The organism is Rhizobium sp. TH2, assembly GCF_024707525.1.
GTDB lineage: Bacteria > Pseudomonadota > Alphaproteobacteria > Rhizobiales > Rhizobiaceae > Rhizobium_E.
In genome coordinates this window covers 509,068-532,477 of the sequence record NZ_CP062231.1, presented here as the reverse complement: position 1 = coordinate 532,477, position 23,410 = coordinate 509,068, and the positions used below count along the sequence as shown (strand labels likewise).

General features: G+C 61.1%; 27 protein-coding genes. 17 read left to right on the top strand and 10 right to left on the bottom strand.

The annotated features are described in order from the left end of the window. The first annotated feature begins 62 nt into the window (after window positions 1–62). Window positions 63–1,322 carry a lytic murein transglycosylase gene (locus tag IHQ71_RS02745; protein WP_258160365.1) on the top strand — a complete coding sequence of 420 codons (1,260 nt, stop codon included), beginning with the start codon at window positions 63–65 and terminating at the stop codon, window positions 1,320–1,322. A 38-nt stretch (window positions 1,323–1,360) separates the two neighbouring features. Here IHQ71_RS02745 and IHQ71_RS02740 read toward each other — a convergent pair whose 3' ends face one another. The 5 genes from IHQ71_RS02740 to IHQ71_RS02720 all read right to left on the bottom strand — a co-directional run bounded on the left by IHQ71_RS02740 (window position 1,361) and on the right by IHQ71_RS02720 (window position 3,284). Beyond that, window positions 1,361–1,789 (bottom strand): SRPBCC domain-containing protein, encoded by a 429-nt coding sequence (locus IHQ71_RS02740; protein ID WP_258160364.1) that lies wholly within the window; start codon window positions 1,787–1,789, stop codon window positions 1,361–1,363. Next, window positions 1,782–2,117 (bottom strand): helix-turn-helix transcriptional regulator, encoded by a 336-nt coding sequence (locus tag IHQ71_RS02735; RefSeq protein WP_258160363.1) that lies wholly within the window; start codon window positions 2,115–2,117, stop codon window positions 1,782–1,784. Before IHQ71_RS02735 ends, IHQ71_RS02740 begins: the two co-directional genes overlap by 8 nt. A 71-nt stretch (window positions 2,118–2,188) precedes the next feature. Then, complete coding sequence (locus tag IHQ71_RS02730) at window positions 2,189–2,551, bottom strand: nuclear transport factor 2 family protein (protein WP_258160362.1); 363 nt, start codon at window positions 2,549–2,551, stop codon at window positions 2,189–2,191. Window positions 2,552–2,563: 12 nt separating this feature from the next. Next, entirely contained in the window at window positions 2,564–2,845 is a 282-nt protein-coding gene (locus tag IHQ71_RS02725; protein WP_258160361.1) for a putative quinol monooxygenase, read from the bottom strand. Window positions 2,846–2,906: 61 nt separating this feature from the next. Further along, window positions 2,907–3,284 carry a nuclear transport factor 2 family protein gene (locus tag IHQ71_RS02720; protein WP_258160360.1) on the bottom strand — a complete coding sequence of 126 codons (378 nt, stop codon included), beginning with the start codon at window positions 3,282–3,284 and terminating at the stop codon, window positions 2,907–2,909. A 60-nt stretch (window positions 3,285–3,344) separates the two neighbouring features. Here IHQ71_RS02720 and IHQ71_RS02715 point away from each other — a divergent pair, with 60 nt between their 5' ends. From IHQ71_RS02715 to IHQ71_RS02680, 8 genes are all read left to right on the top strand, one after another. Next, a complete protein-coding gene (locus IHQ71_RS02715) occupies window positions 3,345–3,923 on the top strand; it encodes a TetR/AcrR family transcriptional regulator (RefSeq protein ID WP_258160359.1) in 579 nt (192 codons plus the stop codon). Window positions 3,924–4,168: 245 nt separating this feature from the next. Further along, window positions 4,169–4,759: a ribosome maturation factor RimP gene (gene rimP, locus IHQ71_RS02710; RefSeq protein WP_258160358.1), complete on the top strand. Its 591-nt coding sequence runs from the start codon at window positions 4,169–4,171 to the stop codon at window positions 4,757–4,759. A 61-nt stretch (window positions 4,760–4,820) separates the two neighbouring features. Continuing rightward, complete coding sequence (nusA, locus tag IHQ71_RS02705) at window positions 4,821–6,434, top strand: transcription termination factor NusA (protein ID WP_258160357.1); 1,614 nt, start codon at window positions 4,821–4,823, stop codon at window positions 6,432–6,434. 39 nt (window positions 6,435–6,473) lie between these two features. Next, the gene (locus IHQ71_RS02700) at window positions 6,474–7,097 is read left to right on the top strand and encodes an RNA-binding protein (protein WP_258160356.1); all 624 of its coding nucleotides are present in this window, start codon (window positions 6,474–6,476) and stop codon (window positions 7,095–7,097) included. A 99-nt stretch (window positions 7,098–7,196) separates the two neighbouring features. Further along, on the top strand, window positions 7,197–9,875 hold the full coding sequence (gene infB, locus IHQ71_RS02695; RefSeq protein ID WP_258160355.1) for a translation initiation factor IF-2: 2,679 nt from the start codon (window positions 7,197–7,199) through the stop codon (window positions 9,873–9,875). A 32-nt stretch (window positions 9,876–9,907) separates the two neighbouring features. Further along, window positions 9,908–10,336, top strand: coding sequence for a hypothetical protein (locus tag IHQ71_RS02690; RefSeq protein ID WP_258160354.1), 429 nt, complete (start codon window positions 9,908–9,910; stop codon window positions 10,334–10,336). 131 nt (window positions 10,337–10,467) lie between these two features. After that, window positions 10,468–10,875 carry a response regulator gene (locus IHQ71_RS02685; protein ID WP_258160353.1) on the top strand — a complete coding sequence of 136 codons (408 nt, stop codon included), beginning with the start codon at window positions 10,468–10,470 and terminating at the stop codon, window positions 10,873–10,875. Window positions 10,876–10,961: 86 nt separating this feature from the next. Continuing rightward, on the top strand, window positions 10,962–11,348 hold the full coding sequence (locus IHQ71_RS02680; RefSeq protein ID WP_258160352.1) for a hypothetical protein: 387 nt from the start codon (window positions 10,962–10,964) through the stop codon (window positions 11,346–11,348). A gap of 49 nt (window positions 11,349–11,397) precedes the next feature. Here IHQ71_RS02680 and IHQ71_RS02675 read toward each other — a convergent pair whose 3' ends face one another. After that, window positions 11,398–12,567, bottom strand: coding sequence for a calcium-binding protein (locus IHQ71_RS02675; protein ID WP_258160351.1), 1,170 nt, complete (start codon window positions 12,565–12,567; stop codon window positions 11,398–11,400). A 218-nt stretch (window positions 12,568–12,785) separates the two neighbouring features. Here IHQ71_RS02675 and rbfA point away from each other — a divergent pair, with 218 nt between their 5' ends. After that, window positions 12,786–13,193 carry a 30S ribosome-binding factor RbfA gene (gene rbfA, locus IHQ71_RS02670; protein WP_258160350.1) on the top strand — a complete coding sequence of 136 codons (408 nt, stop codon included), beginning with the start codon at window positions 12,786–12,788 and terminating at the stop codon, window positions 13,191–13,193. Continuing rightward, a complete protein-coding gene (truB, locus tag IHQ71_RS02665; protein WP_258160349.1) occupies window positions 13,193–14,122 on the top strand; it encodes a tRNA pseudouridine(55) synthase TruB in 930 nt (309 codons plus the stop codon). Before rbfA ends, truB begins: the two co-directional genes overlap by 1 nt. A gap of 5 nt (window positions 14,123–14,127) precedes the next feature. On the opposite strand, the gene IHQ71_RS02660 is transcribed toward truB, so the two are convergent. Further along, the gene (locus IHQ71_RS02660) at window positions 14,128–14,337 is read right to left on the bottom strand and encodes a 4-oxalocrotonate tautomerase family protein (protein WP_258160348.1); all 210 of its coding nucleotides are present in this window, start codon (window positions 14,335–14,337) and stop codon (window positions 14,128–14,130) included. Window positions 14,338–14,550: 213 nt separating this feature from the next. Between IHQ71_RS02660 and rpsO the strand changes: the two genes are divergently transcribed. From rpsO to IHQ71_RS02635, 5 genes are all read left to right on the top strand, one after another. Then, on the top strand, window positions 14,551–14,820 hold the full coding sequence (gene rpsO, locus IHQ71_RS02655) for a 30S ribosomal protein S15 (RefSeq protein WP_258160347.1): 270 nt from the start codon (window positions 14,551–14,553) through the stop codon (window positions 14,818–14,820). A gap of 261 nt (window positions 14,821–15,081) precedes the next feature. Then, window positions 15,082–17,217: a polyribonucleotide nucleotidyltransferase gene (gene pnp / locus IHQ71_RS02650; protein WP_258160346.1), complete on the top strand. Its 2,136-nt coding sequence runs from the start codon at window positions 15,082–15,084 to the stop codon at window positions 17,215–17,217. Between the two features lie 73 nt (window positions 17,218–17,290). Next, window positions 17,291–18,304: a class I SAM-dependent methyltransferase gene (locus IHQ71_RS02645; RefSeq protein WP_258160345.1), complete on the top strand. Its 1,014-nt coding sequence runs from the start codon at window positions 17,291–17,293 to the stop codon at window positions 18,302–18,304. A gap of 133 nt (window positions 18,305–18,437) precedes the next feature. Next, window positions 18,438–19,472 carry an AraC family transcriptional regulator gene (locus tag IHQ71_RS02640; protein WP_258160344.1) on the top strand — a complete coding sequence of 345 codons (1,035 nt, stop codon included), beginning with the start codon at window positions 18,438–18,440 and terminating at the stop codon, window positions 19,470–19,472. 240 nt (window positions 19,473–19,712) lie between these two features. Next, on the top strand, window positions 19,713–19,958 hold the full coding sequence (locus IHQ71_RS02635; RefSeq protein ID WP_258160343.1) for a LuxR C-terminal-related transcriptional regulator: 246 nt from the start codon (window positions 19,713–19,715) through the stop codon (window positions 19,956–19,958). 191 nt (window positions 19,959–20,149) lie between these two features. On the opposite strand, the gene fabI is transcribed toward IHQ71_RS02635, so the two are convergent. The 3 genes from fabI to fabA are packed head-to-tail and all read right to left on the bottom strand — an operon-like array spanning window position 20,150 to window position 22,756. Next, the gene (fabI, locus tag IHQ71_RS02630; RefSeq protein WP_258160342.1) at window positions 20,150–20,956 is read right to left on the bottom strand and encodes an enoyl-ACP reductase FabI; all 807 of its coding nucleotides are present in this window, start codon (window positions 20,954–20,956) and stop codon (window positions 20,150–20,152) included. A 12-nt stretch (window positions 20,957–20,968) separates the two neighbouring features. Further along, window positions 20,969–22,189: a beta-ketoacyl-ACP synthase I gene (gene fabB / locus IHQ71_RS02625; RefSeq protein WP_258160341.1), complete on the bottom strand. Its 1,221-nt coding sequence runs from the start codon at window positions 22,187–22,189 to the stop codon at window positions 20,969–20,971. 51 nt (window positions 22,190–22,240) lie between these two features. After that, complete coding sequence (gene fabA, locus IHQ71_RS02620; RefSeq protein WP_258160340.1) at window positions 22,241–22,756, bottom strand: 3-hydroxyacyl-[acyl-carrier-protein] dehydratase FabA; 516 nt, start codon at window positions 22,754–22,756, stop codon at window positions 22,241–22,243. A 227-nt stretch (window positions 22,757–22,983) separates the two neighbouring features. Between fabA and irrA the strand changes: the two genes are divergently transcribed. Continuing rightward, window positions 22,984–23,403 carry an iron response transcriptional regulator IrrA gene (irrA, locus tag IHQ71_RS02615; protein WP_258160339.1) on the top strand — a complete coding sequence of 140 codons (420 nt, stop codon included), beginning with the start codon at window positions 22,984–22,986 and terminating at the stop codon, window positions 23,401–23,403. The last annotated feature ends 7 nt before the right edge of the window (window positions 23,404–23,410 follow it).

Sequence of the window (23,410 nt, the reverse complement as noted above, 5' to 3'; positions counted from 1 at the left end):
CTTGTTCGGCGAAAGAGAAGAGCGAAACGGCGCTACATCTGATCTCCCCCCTTGAGGGGGAGATGTCCGGCAGGACAGAGGGGGGTGTAAGGCGGGCGCTCACGGTCTTATTCCTTCTTCTCCTCGCATCCATCACCTCTCCCGCCTTCGCCGCTTCACAAGCAGCCGTCGAAAAGCAGTTCCACGCCTGGATCGAGAACGATATCTGGCCCGCAGCAAAGGCAAACAGCATTTCGCGCAAGAGCTTCGATCGCGCCTTTGCCGGCGTGCAGATTAATTGGAAGCTCCCCGATCTCACCCCGCCCGGCGAGAAGCCGAAGAAAAAGAAGAAGCAGAGCCAGGCCGAGTTTTCCTCGCCCGGGCCCTATTTCGATGAGAAGCGGCTCACGACACTCGCCAACAATGGCCGCTCCTATGCCTCCGCTCATGCGCGCCTGCTCAAGCAGATCGAGCGCAAATACGGTGTGCCGGGCGAGATCGTCGTCGCCATCTGGGGCCGCGAGACCGGCTATGGCCGCGCCAAGATCACATCGAGCGAAATCGACGTGCTCGCCACCATGGCCTTCATGGGCGACCGCAAGGAGCTCTTCCACAAGGAACTGATGGCGGCGCTTGCGATGATCGAACAGGGCATCGATCCCGCCAGGATGAAAGGCTCCTGGGCCGGCGCGATGGGCCAGCCGCAATTCATGCCGTCGAGCTATCTCAAATATGCCGTCGATTTCGATGGCGATGGCGACAAGGACATCTGGAACTCGGTGCCGGACGCGCTGGGTTCGATCGCCAACTATCTGGTGGCCAAGGGCTGGCAGGCCAATCGAAGCTGGGGCTACGAGGTGACGATCCCCCCCGGCGTCTCCTGTGCGCAGGAAGGTCCCGATCTCGCCCAGTCCATCCGCAACTGGTCGGGGCTCGGCATATCAAGGATTTCGGACAAGGATTTCCCCTCGGGCGAACTCAAGGCCAGCGGCATGATGCTGGTGCCGGCCGGCCGGCACGGTCCGGAATTCATCGTCACGCCGAATTTCTACGTGATCAAGGAATACAACAACTCCGACCTCTACGCGCTGTTCATCGGTAATCTCGCCGATCGCGTCGCGTCCAATTCCGGTGCGTTCAAGGGCAAGTGGGGCAAGGTCGGCCATATGCTGCGCTCCGATGTCGAGCATATGCAGAAGAAGCTCCAAAGGCTGGGCAACGATGTCGGCAAGGTCGATGGCCTGCCAGGCTACAAGACCCGCCGCTCGATCGGCCGCTGGCAGGAAGCCAACGGCATGAGCCCGACCTGCTATCCGGAAGAGGATATGCTGGGCAAGTTGTGACGGCCGGGCGAACCGCAGGGCCTGCCCGGAAACTGCTCTCAGCTCAGTATGTTGGCGAGATGGCCGACGATCGCCGTCCAACCTTCCCTGTGGCCGTCGCGTGACTGCTCGCTGCTGAATTTCACTTGCCTGAGCGTGATCTCCGTCATACCGGCGTCGACCTCAGCGAGGTCGATCGTCACCACGCTATCGTCGAGCGAATAAGGCGACTCCCAGGTGAAGGAGAGATGTGAATGCGGGTCGATCGCAAGATAGGTACCGGCGTGCGGTATCTCCTTGTCCTCGTTCATCATAACGATCGAGAAGCGGCCTCCCCTGACGGGATCGTTGCTCACCTTGGCAGGCGCGTTGCCGCCCATCGGCGTGTTCATGAATTGCGCCATGACCTTCGGCGAGAGCCAGGCGTTGAACACCTTTTCGCGCGAGGCGGGAATGGTGCGGCTGATGGTCAATTCGAGTTCACTCATCGTCTTGGTCCTTGGTTGCGAGTATGTTTTCGAGCGCCGCGAGGCGCAGTTCCCATATGGACTTCAGTTGCGCGAACCAGCCTTCGGTCACCCTCAGCGGATCGAGTTCCGCCGCGATGAAATGCTCGCGGCCCAAAGTCCGGCGGGTGACCACTCCCGCCTCCTCCAGCACCTTGATGTGCTTTGAAACGGAGTTGAGGGACATGTCGAAATGGGCGGCGAGCGCAGTCACTCTCAGCGGCCCCTCTTGCACGAGGAGCGTGAGTATGTGCCGTCTGGTCGTATCTCCTACGGCCTTCAGGATGCGTGACAGTTTTTCGTCTTCCATTTATTCACCCTAATGGTTGAATATTGTATTCCGAGTCGATAGTCAACCATATGGGTGAATAATTTTGAAGGCTATCCCTTCACATATCCCAGACCTTCGACAATCTTGCCGTCCCGAACACGCATGATGTTGACGCCTCGGACGCGATCCGCTTCATTTTCACCCCAGCGTAGTTCCCATCGGATGATGCCGCGATCGCCCAGCGCCGAAATCTCCTCATCCTTGAAGACGAGGTTGGCGGAAGATGCGATCCCCTTCCAGAAATCGAGACATGCCTGGCGCCCTTCGTAGCGCGCGCCGTCTGGCGCCGGTGCCGTGTTTTCAAGGACGCAGCCCTCGCCGATCAGGTCGTCGAGGTCTTCGGGGCGATGTTTCTGGAAGGCACCGTTAAAGCGTTCCAGGATTTCGCGTGTAGCTTTGCTGTCGGTCGTCATTTTCTCATCTCCTCAGAACGGCTTCTCAGCCTTGTCAGTGCGATAAAGTTGAACATGCGCCTCCCTGGGTTCGACGCGCGGCCCTCGGGCGATCTTGCGCCAGGCGTTGAGGGCCTGCTGGTCGCGCCAGCATTCGAAAATATTGGCCCTTTCGGGATCAACCGCGTCCGCGCTGATCGAGAAGTCGAGACAGCCATCCTGTTCCCTCGCCTTTTGGACCATGGCGGCGAACGCTGCCACGGCTGCGTCGCGCTTGTCAGATTCAGTACGTGTGTAGCCTGCGATGATGATCATGAGAGTTCCTCCTTGAAAGTTCGAACACTGCTGGCGCCGATGCCACGAGGCAAGGAAACCGTCACTCAGGCAGGGGTGCCGACTCGCCCGGCGATTTGGAATAGGCCAGGGCCTCGACGATCCGGCCGTCACGGACACGTATCAGGCTGACGCCGCGGACCGAGCCACCATCGCCGAAATGAAAGCGCCAACGGATATTCGCGCGGTCGCCCATCACGAAGGTGTCTTCCACCTCGAAATGGGCAACGCGGTCAGCCGCCAGGGCCTGCCAGAATGTCAGGTTGGCGTCGTAGCCTTCGTAGCGCGTGCCGTCCGGCGCCGGCTGGATCGACTCCATGACGCAATCCGGGGCGATCAGGTCTACGAATGCGGTGGGATCATGGTCTTGGAACGCTTGGTTGAACCGGTGGATGACTTCGGATGTTTCGCTCATTTGCATTCCTCCATACAGACAGGTCTGTATGTTGCAATATACAGACCTGTCTGTCAGAGTCAAGCAATGAAGGAAAAAGATTCTCCACGTCATCCTGAAGAAAGTCCGGCGCGCCGTCGTCTGCTCGACACGGCAACCAGGCTTTTCTACGAAACCGGCATCCATGCCGTCGGCATCGATCGCATCATCGCGGAAGCCGCCGTGGCCAAGGCGACCTTCTACAAGCACTTTCCGTCAAAGGATGAACTCGTCGTCGCCTATGTCGAAGAACAGGACCGGCTCGGTCGGGAGGCAGTCGCTGCCTTGCCAAACCGACCGCCACGCGAAATGATCGCTGCAATCATGGGCCGTATCGGCGATGCCGTGACCGCGGGCGGCTGGCGCGGCTGTCCGTTCCTCAACGCAGCGGCCGAGTATCCCGATCCGGCCAGCAAGGTGCGCCGGGCCATCGATGCGCGTCGCGCCTGGTATCACGACAGTCTCCGCAACCTTCTTGCGGAAGATGGGGATCCCATGCCTTCCGTCACTGCCTCGCTGCTCGTCGCGCTGTCGGATGGCCTGCTTGAAATCGCATACCTTGATGATCCAGCGACCGTTCCCGCCCTTGTCGATGAAGCACTGGAAAGGTTGCTCGTCCGGCGCTGAGTCGCTGTTGGCTGACGGGGGCGCACATCGGCAATCCCGCACGGGGCCGAACGTTCTCCGACCGCCGGATTCGCCGGCCGCGGCTGCGTCTGGGCGCTTGGCGAGACCCCTCCGCCTTTGGACTTGCAATCTTTCGTTAACAGGTCTATATCACCGCAAAATTCTTGATCATTTGATGAAGAGTGGGGCCGCGAGGACCCGCTCTTTTTTGTTACCTCCAGCCAGGCTGGACGAAACGAGAGACGATGAACGATACGGTCATTGAACCGAGACTGATTACCGAAACCGGGATCGACGCGCGCGTCGCAGCGATCATCGAGCCGACCATCGTCGAGATGGGCTACCAGCTCGTGCGGGTGAAGCTTTCCAGCCAGAACGGCATGACCCTGCAGATCATGGCCGAGCGGCCCGATGGCGTCATGACCGTCCAGGACTGCGAAAAGCTGTCCACGGCGATCTCGCCGGTGCTCGATGTTGATGACCCGATCGACAAGGCGTATCATCTTGAAGTGTCATCGCCCGGTATCGACCGGCCGATGGTTCGGAAGTCGGACTTTACCAAGTGGGTTGGCCATATCGTGAAGTTCGAGACCTCCGTCATGGTGGAAGGCCGCAAGCGGTTTCGCGGCACGATTTCGAGTGTTTCCGAAGATGCCTTCGTGCTGGAGCGCGAGACGCCGGCCAAGGATGAAGATCCGCTGGTCACCATTCCCTTCACGACGCTTGCGGAAGCACGTCTGATTCTGACCGACGACCTGATCCGCGATGCGTTGAAGGCCGACAAGGCGGCGCGCCAAGCCGCAAACGAGAATTTCGAGAGCGAGGACGACGCCTGAACGCTGTGAAGCGCGACTGGCCGGATTCGAAAAACCAGACCATCAGCATTGGAGACTTAAGATGGTAGTGAGTGCAAACAGGCTTGAACTCCTTCAGATCGCCGACGCGGTTGCCCGCGAAAAGTCGATCGACCGGGAAATCGTCCTTGCCGCCATGGCCGACGCCATCCAGAAGGCCGCGCGTTCGCGCTACGGCACCGAGTCCAACATCAAGGCCGACATCAACCCGAAGACCGGCGAGATGAAGCTGCAGCGCCTGCTTGAAGTGGTCGAACACGCGGAAGACTATTCCCGCGAGATCCCGCTTCTGCTCGCCCGCGACCGCAACCCCGATGCCCAGATCGGCGACTTCATCGCCGACCCGCTGCCGCCGATGGATTTCGGCCGCATCGCCGCGCAGTCGGCCAAGCAGGTCATCGTGCAGAAGGTGCGCGAAGCCGAGCGTGACCGCCAGTTCGACGAATACAAGGATCGTATCGGCGAGATCATCAACGGCACCGTCAAGCGCGTCGAATACGGCAATGTCATCGTCGATCTCGGCCGTGGCGAAGGCATCATCCGCCGCGACGAAATGATCCCGCGCGAAGCCATGCGTCCGGGCGACCGCGTCCGCGCCTTCGTCTATGACGTTCGCCGCGAACAGCGCGGTCCGCAGATCTTCCTGTCGCGTACGCATCCGCAGTTCATGGTCAAGCTCTTCACGATGGAAGTGCCGGAAATCTATGACGGCATCATCGAGATCCGCTCGGTCGCCCGCGATCCGGGTTCGCGCGCCAAGATCGCCGTCATCTCCAACGATTCGTCGATCGATCCGGTCGGCGCCTGCGTCGGTATGCGCGGCTCCCGCGTCCAGGCCGTCGTCGGCGAACTCCAGGGCGAGAAGATCGACATCATTCCCTGGTCCAGCGATCCGGCGAACTTCATCGTCAATGCGCTGCAGCCGGCCGAAGTCGCGAAGGTCGTTCTCGATGAGGACGCCGAGCGCATCGAAGTCGTGGTGCCGGATGAGCAGCTTTCGCTCGCCATCGGTCGCCGCGGCCAGAACGTCCGCCTCGCCTCGCAGCTGACCGGCTGGGATATCGACATCCTGACCGAAGCCGAAGAGTCCGAGCGCCGCCAGAAGGAATTCAACGAGCGCACCAAGCTGTTCATGGAAGCGCTTGATGTCGACGAGATGGTTGGCCAGGTGCTGGCTTCGGAAGGCTTCGCCCAGGTCGAGGAACTCGCTTATGTCGACGCGAGCGAAATCGCTTCGATCGACGGCTTCGACGAGGAAACCGCCGGGGAAATCCAGAACCGCGCCAAGGAATATCTCGACCGTATCCAGGCCGAGATGGATGCCAAGCGCAAGGAACTCGGCGTCGAGGACGAACTCTACCAGATCGAGGGCCTGACGGCCCAGATGCTGGTCGCGCTCGGTGAGGACGGCATCAAGACGATCGAGGACTTCGCCGGCTGCGCCGCCGACGACCTCGTCGGCTGGACCGAGAAGAAGAACGGCGAAACGAAGCGCTTCGAGGGCCTGTTCCAGAAATTCGACGTTTCGCGCACCGATGCCGAGGCGATGATCGTGCAGGCGCGTCTGTCCGCCGGCTGGATCACCGAGGAAGACCTCGCTCGTGAGGCCGAGGCGCTTGCCGCCGAAGGCAGCGAGAGCGACGAGGCCGTGGCCTGATCCGGTAACGGATCGGTCGAGGCTTAGGGCGGGACATTCATGAAGGTGAAAGAAGAAGACGAACCCATGAATGACCGCATGTGCATCGTGACACGCGAAAGCGGGCCAGCAGAAATGCTGATCCGCTTCGTGGCTGGGCCGGATGGCACTGTGGTTCCGGATTTGAAGCGCGCCCTGCCCGGCCGCGGCTGCTCGGTGACCGCAAGCCGCGCCATCGTCGACAAGGCCGTGCAGAAACAACTCTTCGCCCGCGCCTTGAAATCCGATGTCAAGGCACTACCTGAGCTAGGCGAGCAGGTGGACCGCCTGCTGGTTTCCCAGATGACCGGCATGATGAATATGGCACGCAAGGCGGGCCAGTTCGTCTCGGGCAATTCGAAGGTGGATGGTGCGGTGCGCTCCGGCGCAGCGCTCGCCGTCTTCCACGCGACAGACGCCGCTCCCGACGGCGTCCGCAAGATTTCCCAGGCGCGCAAGGCCTGGATGCTCACGATGGATGAGCTAGAAGAAATACCCGCGTTCCAGCTTCTGTCCTTCGACGAAATGCAGGAACTGATGGGCGATAATGCATTTATCCACGCCGTGGCGCTTGCAGGGCAGGCCGGTCAGGGTGTAGTGAAGCGCGCGAAACTGCTCGAAACCTATCGTGGCGGCAGCGCCTGATCTATGTGAAGGCAGCGACGCCCGCGAGAATTTTGAACGAATGGAGCTCCACCACCGGTCAACAAGGTGGTGCGGAAGCTTTGGAAAAACGGAAGCGGAATGACGGATAACAACGACGACAAGACTCTCCATGTAACAGGCAAGAAGACCCTGACGCTGAAGCCGTCGGGCCTGACACAGGGAACCGTGCGCCAGGATATGGGCCGGGGCCGGGCAAAGACTGTCGTCGTGGAGACCCGCAAGCGCCGCCCGGGCGGCCATGATGACAAGCCCCAGTTGGTGGTGCCGGTCCAGGCGCGTCCCGCGCCGACAGTCGCACAGCAGCCGCAGCGGACACATGTCGAGCAGCGCCGCCCCGAACCCCAGCGTCCGGGTGGCGGCGCCGTGCTGAACCAGCTTTCCGCCGGTGAGATCGATGCACGCCGCCGCGCGCTGGCCGAGGCCGCGATCCGCGATGCCGAAGATGCCAAGGTCCGCGCCGAGGAAAATGCACGCCGCGCCAAGGCGCAGGCCGAGGAAGCTGCACGCCAGGCTGAGGAAGCCGCGCGCCGCAAGGCCGAAGACGCCGAACGCGGTGTCGTGACGGAAGAGCCGGCTGTCGAAGCAAAGGCCGAGCCTGTAGCTGCCGTCGAACCCGAACGCCGCACTGAGCCAGTTGCGGAACTCGTCCGGCGCCCTGCCGATCAGGCTCCTGCCGCCCGCCGTCCCGATGCGCCGGGTGCAACTCCGGTGAACGCCCGTCCGGGCGCCGTGCCTTCGGGTCGTGGCCGCCGGGAGCAGGAGGAAGAAGAAGAACGCGCTCGCCGCGGTGGTGCGCCCGTGCGCGGCAAGGTCGGCGCCCGCGTCGAAGTCGCCAAGCCCGTCCGCAAGGTCGAGGACAACAGACGCGCGCCTGCCAAGGTTGTCGTGACGGATGGCGACGATGACGGCGTGCCGTCGCGCGGCCGTTCGCTGTCGGCCATGCGCCGCCGGCAGGAGAAATTCCGCCGCAGCCAGATGCAGGAGACCCGCGAAAAGGTTCTCCGCGAAGTCGTGCTGCCGGAAACCATCTCCATCCAAGAGCTTTCGCAGCGCATGTCCGAGCGTTCGGTCGATGTCATCAAGTTCCTGATGAAGGAAGGCCAGATGATGAAGGCGGGCGACATTATCGATGCCGATCTCGCCGAACTGATCGCCGTCGAATTCGGCCACACCGTCAAGCGCGTCTCCGAGTCCGACGTTGAAACCGGCATCTTTGGCCGCGAGGACGATGCCGCCGAGATGGTGTCGCGTCCGCCGGTCGTGACCATCATGGGCCATGTCGACCACGGCAAGACCTCGCTGCTCGACGCGATCCGCAACACCACTGTCGTGTCCGGTGAAGCCGGTGGCATCACCCAGCATATCGGCGCCTATCAGGTCGAGCAGGACGGTCGCAAGATCACCTTCATCGATACGCCAGGCCACGCGGCCTTCACCGCCATGCGTGCCCGCGGCGCGCAGGTCACCGACATTGCGATCCTCGTGGTCGCAGCCGATGACAGCGTGATGCCGCAGACGATCGAATCGATCAACCACGCCAAGGCGGCCGGTGTGCCGATCATCGTGGCGATCAACAAGGTCGACAAGCCGACGGCCAACGCGCAGAAGGTTCGCACCGAACTGCTCCAGCACGAAGTCTTCGTGGAAAGCATGGGCGGTGAAGTGCTCGACGTCGAAGTGTCGGCCAAAACAGGCGTCGGCCTCGACAAACTGCTCGAAGCGATCAATCTGCAGGCCGAAATCCTCGATCTCAAGGCCGATCCGACCCGGACGGCCGAAGGTTCGGTGGTTGAAGCCAAGCTCGATCGCGGCCGCGGCTCCGTCGCCACCGTTCTCGTCCAGAAGGGAACGCTTCGCCCGGGCCAGATCATCGTCGCCGGCGACCAGTGGGGCCGCGTGCGTGCGCTGGTCAACGACCGCGGCGACCATATCAAGGAAGCGGGTCCCGCCACGCCGGTGGAAATCCTCGGCCTCCAGGGTACGCCCCAGGCCGGCGACAAGTTCGCCGTGGCGGAAAACGAAAGCCGTGCCCGCGAAATCGCCGAGTACCGCCAGCGGCTCACTCGCGAAAAGGCTGTCGCTCGCCATGCCGGCCAGCGCGGTTCGCTCGAACAGATGATGACGCAGCTCACCGCTGCCGGCGTCAAGGAATTCCCGCTCGTGATCAAGGGCGACGTGCAGGGCTCGATCGAAGCCATATCAGGCGCACTCGACAAGATCTCGACCGACGAAGTCCGGGCCCGCATCGTCCATTCGGGCGCAGGCGCGATCACCGAGTCGGATGTCTCGCTTGCCGAGGCTTCTGGTGCCGCGATCATCGGCTTCAACGTCCGTGCCAATCCGCAGGCCCGCGATGCGGCCGAGCGTGCCGGCATCGAGATTCGCTACTACAACATCATCTACGACCTGACCGACGACGTGAAGGCGGCGATGTCCGGCCTGCTCTCGCCGGAACGCCGCGAAACCTTCCTCGGTTACGCCACGATCAAGGAAGTGTTCAACATCACCAAGGTCGGCAAGGTTGCCGGTTGCCAGGTCACCGAAGGCAAGGTCGAGCGCGGCATGGGCGTACGCCTGCTTCGCGAGAACGTTGTCATCCACGAAGGCAAGCTCAAGACCCTCAAGCGCTTCAAGGACGAAGTCTCCGAAGTGCAGGTCGGCCAGGAATGCGGCATGGCCTTCGAGAACTACGAAGACATCCGCGCCGGCGACGTCATCGAATGCTTCCGCGTCGAGCACATCACCCGGACGCTATGATGCGGGGTTCGTGCATCAAGACACTTCTCAGAATGGCGGCTCCGGCCGCCATTCTCATATTGTTGCCCGGCCTGGCTATGGCGGCCGTCTGCGATACCGGTTCTCTCAATCTCGCCAACCATCTGCCCGTGCTCGACAGCCTGCTCAAGGGCCAGCCGGATGGCGATCAGTTCCGCAAATTCTTTACGCTGGACAGCCTGATCACCGGCGCGATCCTGGTCTGGCTTATCGCCGGCAACAGCACGCGGTCGACGATGACTGCGATCGCCTGGTTCCTGTGTCTCGCGATATACCATGCCTTCGCTTACCTCTCGATCGACCTCGCCAACCCGTATTACCAAACTGCGATCAGCGAAGGCTGCGTCGAGAATTCCCCGCGCTACATCCTCAGCAATCTCGGCTTCGCCGCCGTTGCCGGACTGTTGACATGGCAGCGGATCAGGCGGCAGAAAATGGGCTAGCCCAACTGGAATCCGGGCCTGGAACACACCACATATATAGCTACCTTGACCATGCCGCGGACATCGGGTGACATCGGGGCGGAACGCGACTTTCCCTTAAGCCGCCCGTGTTGGAGTTATGGGGAACATCGATGGAAAGACTCGCGACGAAGACAGTCTTGATCCTGGAGGACGAGCCCCTTATCGCGCTCGATCTGGAGTTCATTGCGCACGAGGCGGGCTTCGGCCTGACCGTTGAATTCGCCACGCTTGCGGCGGCCGAAAGCTGGCTTGAGAATCATACGCCGGACCTTGGAATCCTGGACATCCAATTCAGCGACGGCGATGCATTGGGCATCGGGCGCGTGCTGAAGGGTCGCAAGATCCCGTTTCTCATCTATTCGGCGATCCCGAAATCGCTGGAGGAACCCGACGAACTGCTGGATAGCGGCAAGTGGCTTCCGAAACCCTGCCCGCCCGAATTGCTGATATCGGCCATCCACCAGACCATGCATGTCATACCCCGCACTGCGCCGTCACCATATACGCCGCATTTGTGACCGCTGATCATCCTGCGGTGGCAATGTGATTGACATTCCAGGCCATCGAGAGGCAGAAATCCTGCTGATCCTGTCGGAGGACGCCCATGTTCGCGCAATACCTCACCATCATCCTCGTCAATACCTATTCCTGGGTCGGTGGCCAGGGCTATTGCGCCTATGACTTCGCGATTCATGAGAGCGAGCACGAATACTCCAGTCTCGCCATCGTCATGCGGCCGCAGTTCGATCCGGCCAATACCGCGAGCGGCAATACCGAACTCGATGACCAGACGATCACGCTCGAAAGCCTGGGCGGTGCGCGTTTCAACTGGGCCAACACGGCAAAGATCGAAACCGATTGCAACATAACGGGCTTCACTATCGTCAAGGCGACGGCGATCGAGAACGACCAGCCGGTCGATCTGCTCTCGAATGGCAGCATCACGATCGAGACCTACAAGGCACTGCCGGTCACTGTCGGCGGACAATAAAGTCTCAGCCCCGACGGTGGCTTGCGGCTATCGGACTTCTTGCCTGCCGTCAGAACGCGAAGTCGGCGGCCGACAGGTCCGCCTTGTCAAAATTCCGAAGCGTGATCGTGTCGCCGCCCTGGAGTTCGACCACGAGGTCCTTCCCGTCCTGCTTGGCTTCGAGGTCGCCGAAGGCGACGATACCCTTGTAGTTCTGCAAATCGATCTTGTCCGCGCCATCCACGAAATCGGCAATGACATCCTTGCCGCAGCCCGCCTTGAACACGAACTGGTCGGCATTGCCATCACCGGTCAGGATGTCGTTGCCACGTCCGCCGTCCAACCGGTCGATGCCAAGCCCGCCGATGAGTTTGTTGTTGCCGGTGTTGCCGTAAAGGAACGTGCCATCATCGCTTGCGGTCAGGTTGATGTTCTTGCTGCCGGTGAGGCGGCCAATTTCGAAGTCCTGATCCAATACCCAGGAAACCGAAGACTTGACGGTGTCGTCGCCCCCGCCATTGCTTTCGCGCAGATCGAAATCACCCGACTTGATGACAAAGAGATCGTTGCCGGCACCACCCTCTACGGCACTGGTGACGCGGCCACCCTTGTCGATGAAACGATCGTCGCCATTGCCCATGCGCACGCCGACCCGGATGATCCCGCTGTTGATGACTGTGTCGTCGCCGTTGCCGGCCAATACCGCTATGCCGGCGCTGTTGATGAGGCCGGAATTGATAATGGTCGAAGTCGAGCCAGCAGCGCTCGATATGCTGACGCCGCCGCCGATAATGCCGGAATTCTCAAAGTGCAGATCGCTGCCCGACATCAGAACGGCGCTTGCATCAAAAGCCAGGAGCGTGCCTTCGTTCTCCATCCTGACGCCGACCCCTGACATGCCGACCGCTACGCTCGAGCTCGAAGCAATGGTTCCCTCGTTGTGGAGAACACTTCCGTCTCCGGCGATCAGGAACGCTCCGTTATCGCCCTCCATGTAGGCGGTGCTGCCGACATTGACCCGGATCGCCGGCGCGGGCTGCCCGGTCGTACCGTAGTCGAACAACACGCCCCCTGAATAAAGGCTGCCGTTGAGCACGAATTTCAACCCTTGCGTCGCTGCGAGGTCGAACATGAAGCCGCTACCAATCGACCTGTTTTCGTCGGCGTCCAGCACATAGGTCGTATTGGCCGTAGCAGACGTCATCGGAAGGGCCGAGTAGTCCAGCTTTACGATCGCCATCGTCTTTCTCCGTCATTGAAACTCTTTCGAAGGCGCTTTTGCCGCATGATTGTTTCGCGCAAACGCCATTCAGGCAAATGTTCTGTTACATTTGTTTCAGTACGCTGGATGCCGGCCGCACTCCGGATTGCCGCCGGTCTTGACCTTTTGCCGCAAAAGAGTCATTGACCCGCGCTTGAAGACGCGGGCGCGTTTGGCGCCCCACATTTTGGAACACAATGGCAAAACCAACTTCTTCCGCGCCCTCGCAGCGTATGCTGCGCGTGGGCGAACAGGTCCGTTCCGCGGTGACGCAGGTGCTGCAGCGGCGCGAGATCAGCGACCCGCTGATCGACAGCGCCGTGATCTCGATCTCCGAGGTCCGCATGTCGACCGACCTCAGGATCGCCACGGCGTTCGTGACCCCGCTCGGCGCCAAGGACCACGATCAGATCGTCGCGGCGCTTAATCGCAATGCGAAATTCATCCGTGGCAGGATCGGCCCATCGCTGCGGCAGATGAAATATATGCCGGAAATTCGGTTCAAGGACGACACGAGCTTCGAGAACTTCCGCAAGATCGACGAACTCCTGAAGTCGCCGGAAGTGCAACGCGATCTCGGCGGCAGCGGGGAAGACAGCGAATAATGTCCAAGCCCCGCAAGCCCAAGGGCAGGCCGATTTCCGGCTGGCTCATTCTCGACAAGCCGGTGGATTTCGGCTCGACCGAGGCAGTTTCCAAGATCAAGTGGCTGTTCAAGGCGCAGAAGGCGGGACATGCCGGCACGCTCGATCCGCTTGCCTCCGGCATGCTGCCGATCGCGCTCGGCGATGCGACCAAGACCGTTCCTTACGTGATGGACGGCCGCAAGATCTATGAATTCACCGTCAGTTGGGGCGAGGAACGCTCGACCGACGACCTCGAGGGCGAAGCCACCCAGACCTCGGACAAACGTCCGGACGAGCAGGCGATCCGCGATCTGTTGCCGCAATACACCGGCGTCATCGAGCAGATCCCGCCGCAGTTCTCGGCAATCAAGATATCGGGCGAGCGCGCTTACGATCTGGCTCGCGGCGGCGAGGCCGTCGAAATCCCGTCGCGCGAAGTGGAAATCCACCGTCTGACATTGCTCAAGGCGGAAGCGGATCAGGCGCATTTCGAAGTCGAATGCGGCAAGGGCACCTATGTGCGCTCGTTGGCGCGCGATTTCGGCCGCGACCTCGGCTGCTTTGGCCATGTCTCCGGCCTGCGCCGCTCTTATGTCGCGCCTTTTGCCGAAGAGACCATGGTGCCGCTCGCCGAGCTGGTGAAGCTCGAATCGATCGAAGACCATGACGAGCGGCTGGCGGCACTCGACGCCTATCTGATCGACACGTCCGAGGCACTCTCTTCGCTGCCGCATCTCGCGATCAGCGAGGACCAGGCACGCCGCATCCGCTCCGGCAACCCGATCATCCTGCGCGGGCGAGATGCACCGCTGCCGGCGCCGGAGGCCTATTGCACCATATCCGGCGACCTCGTCGCCATTGGCGCGATCGAAGAGGGCGAGTTCCGGCCGAAGCGGGTGTTTGGTTAGGCTGGTCAGCCGCCGGCATGCAGCTTGCGGAACTCCTCCACCGGCAAGCCGCCGACACCCCAGTCCTCAAGCGCGACTTCATCGATGACCACGAAGGTGCTGTTCGGATCCTTGTCCAGCACGCGCACCATGAGATCGGTCACGCCTTTGATGATCTCGGCCTTTTGCGCGCGCGTGGCGCCCTCGCGGGTAATCTTGATATTGATGTATGGCATCGCGTCCTCCCTTTCGCATGATAGCGCTACCATAACTGGACTGGCTTCGCACACCCCGTTCCGGACGAATTCCACCTCTCCTCTTCCCTTTCCCAATGATTTCGTTTATAGGCCGCGCCAGCACAGAGGTTTTCTTTGCTTTCACTGGCCAGAGCTGGACGACATCCCGGCTTTGGGCGTCTTTAAAATCCACATTTCGAAAGGATTGTCCCGATGTCGCTGACGACTGAGCGCAAGGCTGAACTCATCAAGGAATACGCAACCGTCCCGAACGACACCGGTTCTCCGGAAGTCCAGGTTGCCATCCTCACCGAGCGCATCAACACCCTGACCGATCACTTCAAGGCCCACAAGAAGGATAACCATTCCCGCCGTGGTCTCTTGAAGATGGTTTCGAGCCGCCGTTCGCTTCTTGATTATCTCAAGAAGAAGGACGAAGCCCGTTACACCAAGCTGATCGGCGCCCTCGGCATTCGCCGCTAAAAAACTCCGGCGGAAGGGTTCGCACCCTTCCGCCGATTTCTTATTCCCGCGCCGGATATTCCTGCGCCAACCCTGTTCCCGGATGGGCCGGAGGCAGGACGAACCGCCCATCATGGGGCAGGATTGCAGTTTGTTTCGCGCGGCCGATCCGGCCACGATCACACGGAAACATCCCGCTGTCTTGCCCGTGATGTGCATAACAACAAGGCGGCTTTCCCGGCGTCACAACCGGTCGAGCCCGCACACATCAAAGGACATAACATGTTTGAAACCCACAAGGTCGAAATCGAATGGGCAGGCCGCCCGCTTATTCTGGAAACGGGCAAGATCGCCCGCCAGGCTGATGGCGCCGTTCTCGCCACCTATGGCGAAACCGTCGTTCTCGCCACCGTCGTTTCCGCCAAGGCACCGAAGGCCGGCCAGGACTTCTTCCCGCTGACCGTCAACTACCAGGAAAAGACCTATGCCGCCGGCAAGATCCCGGGCGGCTACTTCAAGCGCGAAGGTCGTCCTTCAGAAAAGGAAACGCTGGTTTCCCGCCTGATCGATCGCCCGATCCGCCCGCTCTTCCCCGATGGCTACAAGAACGACACCCAGGTCGTCGTCACCGTTATGCAGCATGACCTCGAAAACGATCCTGACGTATTGTCCATGGTCGCTACGTCGGCAGCACTGACGCTCTCCGGCGTTCCCTTCATGGGCCCGGTCGGCGGCGCGCGCGTCGGCTACATCAACGGCGAATATGTGCTGAACCCGCATCTCGACGAGATGGACGAATCGACGCTCGACCTCGTCGTCGCCGGCACGACCGACGCCGTCCTGATGGTTGAATCCGAAGCCAAGGAACTCGACGAAGAAACCATGCTCGGCGCCGTCATGTTCGGCCATCGCGGCTTCCAGCCGGTGATCGATGCGATCATCCAGCTTGCCGAAGCTGCCGCCAAGGAACCGCGCGACTTCACCCCGCCGGATTACTCCGAGCTCGAAGCCGAAATGCTGAAGCTCACGGAAACCGAACTTCGCGCCGCCTACAAGAACACCGAGAAGGCTGTACGCTATGCCGCGGTAGATGCCGTCAAGGCAAAGGTGAAGGAACATTTCGTCGACGCCGAAGGCAATCCGTCCTTCCCGTCGGACGTCATCGGTTCGGTCTTCAAGGAACTGCAGGCGAAGATCGTTCGCTGGAATATCCTCGACACCAAGAGCCGTATCGACGGCCGCGATCTCGAAACCGTTCGTCCGATCGTGTCTGAAGTCGGCATCCTGCCGCGCACCCACGGCTCGGCCCTCTTCACTCGTGGCGAGACCCAGGCGATCGTTGTCGCCACCCTCGGCACCGGCGAAGACGAGCAGTATGTCGATAGCCTGACCGGCATGTACAAGGAACGCTTCCTTCTGCACTACAACTTCCCTCCCTACTCGGTTGGTGAAACCGGCCGCATGGGTTCGCCCGGTCGCCGCGAAATCGGACATGGCAAGCTTGCATGGCGCGCCATTCGCCCGATGCTGCCGACCGCCGAGCAGTTCCCCTACACGCTGCGCATCGTCTCCGAGATCACCGAGTCCAACGGCTCGTCCTCGATGGCAACCGTCTGCGGCACCTCGCTCGCTCTGATGGACGCCGGCGTGCCGCTGGCGAAGCCCGTTGCCGGTATCGCCATGGGCCTGATCCTCGAAGGCGAACGCTTTGCCGTTCTCTCCGACATCCTGGGCGACGAAGATCACCTCGGCGACATGGACTTTAAGGTCGCCGGCACCGCTGACGGCATCACCTCGCTGCAGATGGACATCAAGATCGCCGGTATCACCGAAGAGATCATGAAGGTCGCGCTCAGCCAGGCACAGGGTGGCCGCAAGCATATCCTGCACGAAATGGCCAATGCACTCTCCGAGAGCCGTGGCCAGCTCGGCGAATTCGCCCCGCGCATCGAAACCATGTCCATTCCGGTCGACAAGATCCGTGAAGTCATCGGTTCGGGCGGCAAGGTGATCCGCGAGATCGTCGAAAAGACCGGCGCCAAGATCAACATCGAAGACGACGGCACGATCAAGATCGCTTCGTCCTCCGGCAAGGAAATCGAAGCGGCCCGTAAGTGGATTCATTCGATCGTCGCCGAGCCGGAAATCGGTCAGGTCTATGAAGGCACGGTCGTCAAGATCGCCGATTTCGGCGCCTTCGTGAACTTCTTCGGCCCGCGCGATGGCCTCGTGCACATCTCGCAGCTCGCTTCCGAGCGCGTCGCCAAGACCGGCGATGTGGTCAAGGAAGGCCAGAAGGTCTGGGTCAAGCTCCTCGGCTTCGACGAGCGCGGCAAGGTCCGCCTGTCCATGAAGGTCGTCGATCAGGCGACCGGCAAGGAAGTCGCAGCCGAAAAGAAGACCGAAGACGCCGAATAAGCGTCTCCGACCTTCAAGAGAATACGAGGCGCGGGGAGCACCCCGCGCCTTTTCATATTAGGAAAGACCTGACATGCGCGACGCCGTAAAGACCCTCTTCCATCCGTTCGACACCCATGTGCTGACGCCGCCGGCCGAAGGCGAGCGCGTGCTCTTCCTCGGCGCCGAAGCCGGCTACACGCTGCCCGACGGCTTTGGCGCGGAGATGGAAGCCGTGCAGGCATTCCGCCCGCTCTATAACGGCCTGATGAAGCGCGGCGTCGATGCCCAGCCGGAAATCACCGGCACCGATTTCGACATGGCGCTGATCCTGATGACCCGCCATCGCGGCCAGAACGAGAATTTCGTCACTGAGGCGCTGTCGCGCCTCAAGCCCGGCGCCCGCCTTGTCATCGCTGGATCGAAGGAAGACGGCGTGCAGTCGCTGCGCAAGCGGCTCCAGTCGCTCGAGGTCGAGACCGAGCACCTGGCAAAGTATCACGCCCAGGCCTTCTGGTTCGCCCGTCCCGACAAGGCCGATGCGCTTATTGCGGCGCTTCGCGTCAAGCCGAGCTTCATCGCCGACAAGTTCGTAACCGCTCCTGGCATGTTCTCGCATGCGGAGGTGGATGCCGGCTCGCAATATCTCGCCCGCTATCTGCCGAAGGACTACAAGAAGCACGCTGCCGATTTCGGCGCCGGTTGGGGTTATCTCACCGTCGCACTCGCCGAACTCTCTCCCGGCATCGAGGGCATCGACCTCTACGAGGCCGATCACGCCGCGCTCAACGCCGCGCGCAAGAACGTCGATCACCTCTGCCCGAAGCTTGCAACTCGTTATCACTGGCTCGACCTCGCTCGCGAGGAGGTCAAGTCGCGCTACGACCTCGTCGTCATGAACCCGCCGTTTCACGAGGGTCACGCGGCCGAGCCCGGTCTTGGCCAGGCGATGATCAAGACGGCGTCGCAGGCGCTCAGGGCCGGCGGCGAACTGCTGATGGTCGCCAATCGCGGCCTGCCCTACGAGCCCGCGCTCAAGGAGCATTTCCGCACGAGCGGGGAGACCGCGCGCAACGCTCGCTACAAGGTTCTCTGGGGCAAGAAGTAAGCCTGCAACCAGGACCAGATATATCAAGCAATTGCTCGACGGATGAGCAATTGCAGGTTGTAGTTTTTTGTGGACTTTACCGCAAATCGGCCTATATTACCTTTTGGTGCCAATTTTTTAACATTTTACGCCAATGCCTCAGAAAGAAACCGCAAGCGATCGTTATACCGCAGCGTCGGGGCTCGCGTCGGCCGTCGGTGAGGCCGTGAAGGCGTATGGCATAGACGTCGAACCAATTTATGCCGCACTGGGCCTCGACCCGGCGGTCTTCCAGGACCTCACGGGCCGGGTCAGCCTGGACCGCCTTTGCCGCCTTCTCGAGACCTGCGCCCTCATCACCAAGGACGAGGCCTTCGCGCTCAAATCGATCGATGTCTTCCGCCCGGGTTCATCCGGACCCTATGGTTTCGGCCTGATGGCGGCACCCACGGCGCTCGATATGTTTCGCTTCATGGCCGCGCACCATTCCTATGTCTCCGAGAAGAGCTATTCGAAACTGACGGTCAACGAGCAGGGAGCGGAATTCGCCTGGACCTTTTCGCCGCTGATCGTCAAGCGCGACCAGTTCGTCGACATGAATATGGGGCTGATCACGATGCGCTTGCGTGATGTGCTGGGTGCCGCCGTGGACGCGATCGAAATCGGCATGGAGCGCCCAAAGCCTCGCAATATCACGCCTTTTCGTGAGCGCCTGCCGCGGCGTGTGAACTTCGAGCGACGGATCAATTCGATACGGCTGCCAGCCGAGTTGTTCAATGTCGAAAATCCAAAGGGCGATCCCCGCTTGTTCCAGCTCATGGACCTGCAATGCACCGCGCTCAGTCCGGCGCGTCCGGACACGCCCGATTTCGCCGACGAGCTCAAGGAGTTCATCCTCACGCGCATAGCGGAGAGCAGTATCAATCTTGCCGAAGCAGCGGACTATTTCCATGTCTCGGAGCGCACTCTGCAACGCCGCCTGTCGGAAGGCGGCACCAGCCTCGCCGACCTGCGCGACGAGGTCCGTCGCGACCTGGCTCAAAAGCTGCTCAGCGAGACGGATTTCAGCGCCGCCGAGATCGCACTGCGGCTCGGTTATTCGCAGGCCAGCGCGTTCACCCGCTCGACCATGCGCTGGTTCGGAATTACACCCCGCGAATATCGCAAGGCCAATGTTTCGGCCGCTTGAAGCTCATAGCCAATTTCACTCGGCCTAAAATTGTGGCAAGTGAACAAATTTTGGCGCGCCATGTGAATTACAACGTTACAGTAATGTAATATATCAGCATTCATCCGAACTGGACCATGGCTCTAAAAAGCCTCGTGGCGATGAGCTGCGGGAACAAGAACTTTTCCATGCAGGGCGACGGGCATACATTCAAGGAATGGCAGGGCTCGGGAGGCTCCCTACACGCAATATGGAAAAGTAATGAATCAGAACGCAATCAAGCAGACTGCCGATGCCGAGGACTTCTCCCTCACACGTATGGAACTGATAGGCCTGACACTGGCAGCCAATGGCTACCATGCCGGGGAAATCGCCACGCGCCTCGGCGCCAGCGAAAAAGAGACCGAAACATTGCTTTTCTGCGCCGAGCGCAAACTGGGGGCAAAAAACAGGCTGCATGCGATCGCCATCGCTGTCGGCCAGGGATTGATCGGAATCGAGGTGTAGGTTTACCCTCGCAGGGCCGATTCCGGTCCGGGTGCTGCAGGCGCCTTTTGGCGTTGACGTCGAGGTCCCTCCCGGCCATGACGTCGCGAATGTCCGATGGCGGCGGACTGTCTGCGGCACCCCCATAAGACAAAGGCCCTTCGGCGCATGGCGCTCGGAGGGCTTTTTTCTGTCATTTGAACTTCGGTGTCTTAATCCTGGTCGGCTTTGTTGAGCGTCTCCAGCACCGGCATCGAGGTGATGTTGTAGCCGGAGTCCACATAGTGGATTTCGCCCGTCACGCCGCGTGACATGCCGGAGAGCAGATAAAGCGCGGACTGGCCGACATCGTCGATGGTCACGGTGCGGCGCATCGGCGAGTTCTTCTGCTGCCAGTTCAGCATGGCGCGCGCATCGGAAATGCCGGCACCGGCCAGCGTCCGGATCGGCCCGGCCGAAATCGCGTTGACGCGGATGCCGCGCGGGCCGAAATCGCCGGCGAGGTAACGCACCGAGGCTTCCAGCGCGGCCTTGGCCACGCCCATGACGTTATAATTCGGCATCAGCCGCATCGAGCCGCCATAGGTCAGCGTCAGCATGGCGCCGCCTTCATTCATCAGGGCGGCGGCGCGCTTGGCAACTTCCGTGAAGGAGAAGCAGGAGATCACCATCGTCCGGCTGAAATTGTCGCGCGTCGTATCGGCGTAGAGCCCCTTGAGCTCGTTCTTGTCCGAGAAGCCGATGGCATGGACGACGAAATCGAGCCCGCCCCAACGCTCCCTGAGTTCCGCGAAGACATGATCGACGGACTCGATGTTCTCGACGTCACATTCGAGCAGGAAGTCCGAGTTCGCCTCGGCGGCGAGCGGTCGCACGCGCTTGCCCAGCGCATCGCCCTGATAGGTGAAAGCGAGCTCAGCGCCCTCACGCGCCAGCGCTTTCGCTATGCCCCATGCGATCGAATGGCCATTGGCCACGCCCATGATGAGGCCGCGTTTTCCCTGCATGATGCCCGTCATAAATGCCCCTGATCAGCCGTTGAATCGTTCGAAGACGAGCGTGGCGTTGGTGCCGCCGAAACCGAAGGAATTGGAGAGCGCCGTGTCGATCTTGGCATTGTCGATACGCTTGCGGACAATCGGCACGCCCTCGAATTCCGGGTCGAGATTGGTGATATGCGCGCTCTCGCCGATGAAGCGTTCCTGCATCATCAGGATCGAGTAGATCGCTTCCTGCACGCCTGCCGCACCGAGCGAATGCCCGGTCAGCGACTTGGTCGACTGGACATGCGGCATGTCATCGCCGAAGACGCTGCGGATCGCGCCGATCTCCTTCTGGTCGCCGACAGGCGTCGAGGTGCCGTGCGTATTGACGTAATCGACGCGGTTCTTGACCGTCGCGAGCGCCTGCTTCATGCAGCGCATCGCGCCCTCGCCCGATGGTGCGACCATGTCGTAGCCGTCGGATGTCGCGCCGTAGCCGGTCAGTTCGCAGTAGATCTTGGCGCCACGCGCCTTGGCGTGCTCGAGCTCTTCCAGGATCACCACGCCGGCACCGCCGGCGATGACGAAACCGTCGCGGTCGGCATCATAGGCGCGCGAAGCGGTGGCCGGCGTGTCGTTATATTTGGAGGACATCGCGCCCATCGCATCGAAGAGGTTCGACATGGTCCAGTCGAGGTCCTCGTGGCCGCCGGCGAACATCATGTCCTGCTTGCCCCACTGGATCATCTCGGCGGCGTTGCCGATGCAATGCGCCGAAGTCGAGCAGGCCGACGAGATCGAGTAGTTGACGCCATGGATCTTGAACCATGTGGCGAGCGTGGCCGATGCGGTCGATGACATCGCCTTCGGGACGGCGAACGGGCCGATGCGCTTGGGGCTGCCGTTCTGCATCGTGGTCTCGGCCGCCTCGACGATGACCTTGGTCGATGGTCCGCCGGAGCCCATGATGATGCCGGTGCGCTCGTTGGAGATGTCGCTCTCCTCGACGCCGGAATCCGCGATCGCCTGCAGCATGGCGACGTGGTTCCACTGACCGGCGGTGGAGAGGAACCGCGTCGCGCGGCGGTCGACCATCCCGGTCACGTCGAGCTTCGGCGCGCCCCAGACCTGGCACTTGAAGCCATGTTCGGCAAAGTCTTCGGATCTGGAAATGCCTGATTTGGCATGCCTCAGGGATTCGGTGACCTCGGCTGCATTATTGCCGATGGATGACACTACCCCCAGGCCGGTGACAACGACACGTCTCATGGTTTCAGACCTTTGAATGTTGAACTTCTGGCTTGAGCGGGGCGATGCCGCTCAGGCCGCCTTTTCCTTCGACAGCCCCACGCGGAGGTCGGTCGCCTGATAGATGGTTTCGCCGTCGGCCTTCAGCCAGCCGTCGGCGGTGCCGAGGACCAGCCGGCCACGCATGACGCGCTTGAAGTCGATGCCGTATTCGAGGAGCTTGGTCGCCGGGCGAACCATGCCCTTGAACTTCACTTCGCCGGTGGAGAGTGCCATGCCGCGGCCGGGCTCGCCGAGCCAGCCGAGATAGAAGCCGGTCAACTGCCACATGCCGTCGAGGCCAAGGCAACCGGGCATGATCGGGTTGCCTTCGAAGTGGCAGGGAAAATACCAGTCGTCCGGGCGGACATCATATTCGGCGCGGAGATAGCCCTTGCCGAACTCGCCCCCGGTTTCCGAGATGTCGGTGATGCGATGAACCATCAGCATCGGCGGCAGCGGCAATTGCGCATTGCCGGGGCCGAACAATTCGCCATGCGCACAGGTCAGAAGCTCCTCATAGGTGTAACTGGATTTCTGAACTGCCATGACTGTCTCTTCCCCGATTCTTTCTCTTGATTGTCTCGCCTGAGGTTCAAGGCAAGGATTGTCGTGCCGCCAATATAGGATTGATCTTCAAAAAGCCAACCCAAATAGCTTGTAACCTCGCTGCTGCGGCGCGCCGCCGCTGAAAAGCTGTTGAAAGCGTGACGCGCGCGGGTTATATCGTTGACCAAAATACTCCTATTTTAGCGACCGGAGCTTGGCACAAGAACATGGCCATCGATCATTCTGCAAAAACCGAGGCGAGATTGCGGCACGCGGGCCTACGCCCGACCCGCCAGCGCATGGCGCTCGCGTCCTTGCTTTATGCCAAGGGTGATCGCCACCTGACGGTGGAAGAACTGCACGAGGAAGCGACTTTCGCCGGCATCGATGTGTCGCTCGCCACCGTCTACAACACGCTGCACCAGTTCACCGAAGCCCGCATGATCCGTGTGCTGGCCGTCGAAGGCAACCGCACCTATTTCGACACCAACGTGTCCGATCACCATCACTTCTTCATCGAGGGCCGCAACGAGGTTCTCGACGTGCCGACGTCGAACATCACGATCAACAACCTGCCGGAACCGCCCGAAGGCATGGAGATCGCGCATGTGGATGTGGTGATCCGGTTGCGCGAGAAGGCCAAGTAAGGCCTTA

Excerpts from the sequence above, each read along its gene's own strand:
- IHQ71_RS02685 (WP_258160353.1), top strand. The coding sequence starts at position 10,468 with ATGGAAAGACTCGCGACGAAGACAGTCTTGATCCTGGAGGACGAGCCC.
- nusA (WP_258160357.1), top strand. The coding sequence starts at position 4,821 with ATGGTAGTGAGTGCAAACAGGCTTGAACTCCTTCAGATCGCCGACGCG.
- rpsO (WP_258160347.1), top strand. The coding sequence starts at position 14,551 with ATGTCGCTGACGACTGAGCGCAAGGCTGAACTCATCAAGGAATACGCA.
- IHQ71_RS02635 (WP_258160343.1), top strand. The coding sequence starts at position 19,713 with ATGAATCAGAACGCAATCAAGCAGACTGCCGATGCCGAGGACTTCTCC.
- fabA (WP_258160340.1), bottom strand. The coding sequence starts at position 22,756 with ATGGCAGTTCAGAAATCCAGTTACACCTATGAGGAGCTTCTGACCTGT.
- IHQ71_RS02690 (WP_258160354.1), top strand. The coding sequence starts at position 9,908 with ATGGCGGCTCCGGCCGCCATTCTCATATTGTTGCCCGGCCTGGCTATG.
- irrA (WP_258160339.1), top strand. The coding sequence starts at position 22,984 with ATGGCCATCGATCATTCTGCAAAAACCGAGGCGAGATTGCGGCACGCG.
- IHQ71_RS02680 (WP_258160352.1), top strand. The coding sequence starts at position 10,962 with ATGTTCGCGCAATACCTCACCATCATCCTCGTCAATACCTATTCCTGG.
- fabI (WP_258160342.1), bottom strand. The coding sequence starts at position 20,956 with ATGACGGGCATCATGCAGGGAAAACGCGGCCTCATCATGGGCGTGGCC.
- IHQ71_RS02725 (WP_258160361.1), bottom strand. The coding sequence starts at position 2,845 with ATGATCATCATCGCAGGCTACACACGTACTGAATCTGACAAGCGCGAC.
- IHQ71_RS02720 (WP_258160360.1), bottom strand. The coding sequence starts at position 3,284 with ATGCAAATGAGCGAAACATCCGAAGTCATCCACCGGTTCAACCAAGCG.
- fabB (WP_258160341.1), bottom strand. The coding sequence starts at position 22,189 with ATGAGACGTGTCGTTGTCACCGGCCTGGGGGTAGTGTCATCCATCGGC.
- pnp (WP_258160346.1), top strand. The coding sequence starts at position 15,082 with ATGTTTGAAACCCACAAGGTCGAAATCGAATGGGCAGGCCGCCCGCTT.
- IHQ71_RS02660 (WP_258160348.1), bottom strand. The coding sequence starts at position 14,337 with ATGCCATACATCAATATCAAGATTACCCGCGAGGGCGCCACGCGCGCG.
- IHQ71_RS02675 (WP_258160351.1), bottom strand. The coding sequence starts at position 12,567 with ATGGCGATCGTAAAGCTGGACTACTCGGCCCTTCCGATGACGTCTGCT.
- truB (WP_258160349.1), top strand. The coding sequence starts at position 13,193 with ATGTCCAAGCCCCGCAAGCCCAAGGGCAGGCCGATTTCCGGCTGGCTC.
- IHQ71_RS02700 (WP_258160356.1), top strand. The coding sequence starts at position 6,474 with ATGAAGGTGAAAGAAGAAGACGAACCCATGAATGACCGCATGTGCATC.
- IHQ71_RS02740 (WP_258160364.1), bottom strand. The coding sequence starts at position 1,789 with ATGAGTGAACTCGAATTGACCATCAGCCGCACCATTCCCGCCTCGCGC.
- IHQ71_RS02745 (WP_258160365.1), top strand. The coding sequence starts at position 63 with ATGTCCGGCAGGACAGAGGGGGGTGTAAGGCGGGCGCTCACGGTCTTA.
- IHQ71_RS02640 (WP_258160344.1), top strand. The coding sequence starts at position 18,438 with ATGCCTCAGAAAGAAACCGCAAGCGATCGTTATACCGCAGCGTCGGGG.
- rimP (WP_258160358.1), top strand. The coding sequence starts at position 4,169 with ATGAACGATACGGTCATTGAACCGAGACTGATTACCGAAACCGGGATC.
- IHQ71_RS02730 (WP_258160362.1), bottom strand. The coding sequence starts at position 2,551 with ATGACGACCGACAGCAAAGCTACACGCGAAATCCTGGAACGCTTTAAC.
- infB (WP_258160355.1), top strand. The coding sequence starts at position 7,197 with ATGACGGATAACAACGACGACAAGACTCTCCATGTAACAGGCAAGAAG.
- IHQ71_RS02735 (WP_258160363.1), bottom strand. The coding sequence starts at position 2,117 with ATGGAAGACGAAAAACTGTCACGCATCCTGAAGGCCGTAGGAGATACG.
- IHQ71_RS02715 (WP_258160359.1), top strand. The coding sequence starts at position 3,345 with ATGAAGGAAAAAGATTCTCCACGTCATCCTGAAGAAAGTCCGGCGCGC.
- rbfA (WP_258160350.1), top strand. The coding sequence starts at position 12,786 with ATGGCAAAACCAACTTCTTCCGCGCCCTCGCAGCGTATGCTGCGCGTG.
- IHQ71_RS02645 (WP_258160345.1), top strand. The coding sequence starts at position 17,291 with ATGCGCGACGCCGTAAAGACCCTCTTCCATCCGTTCGACACCCATGTG.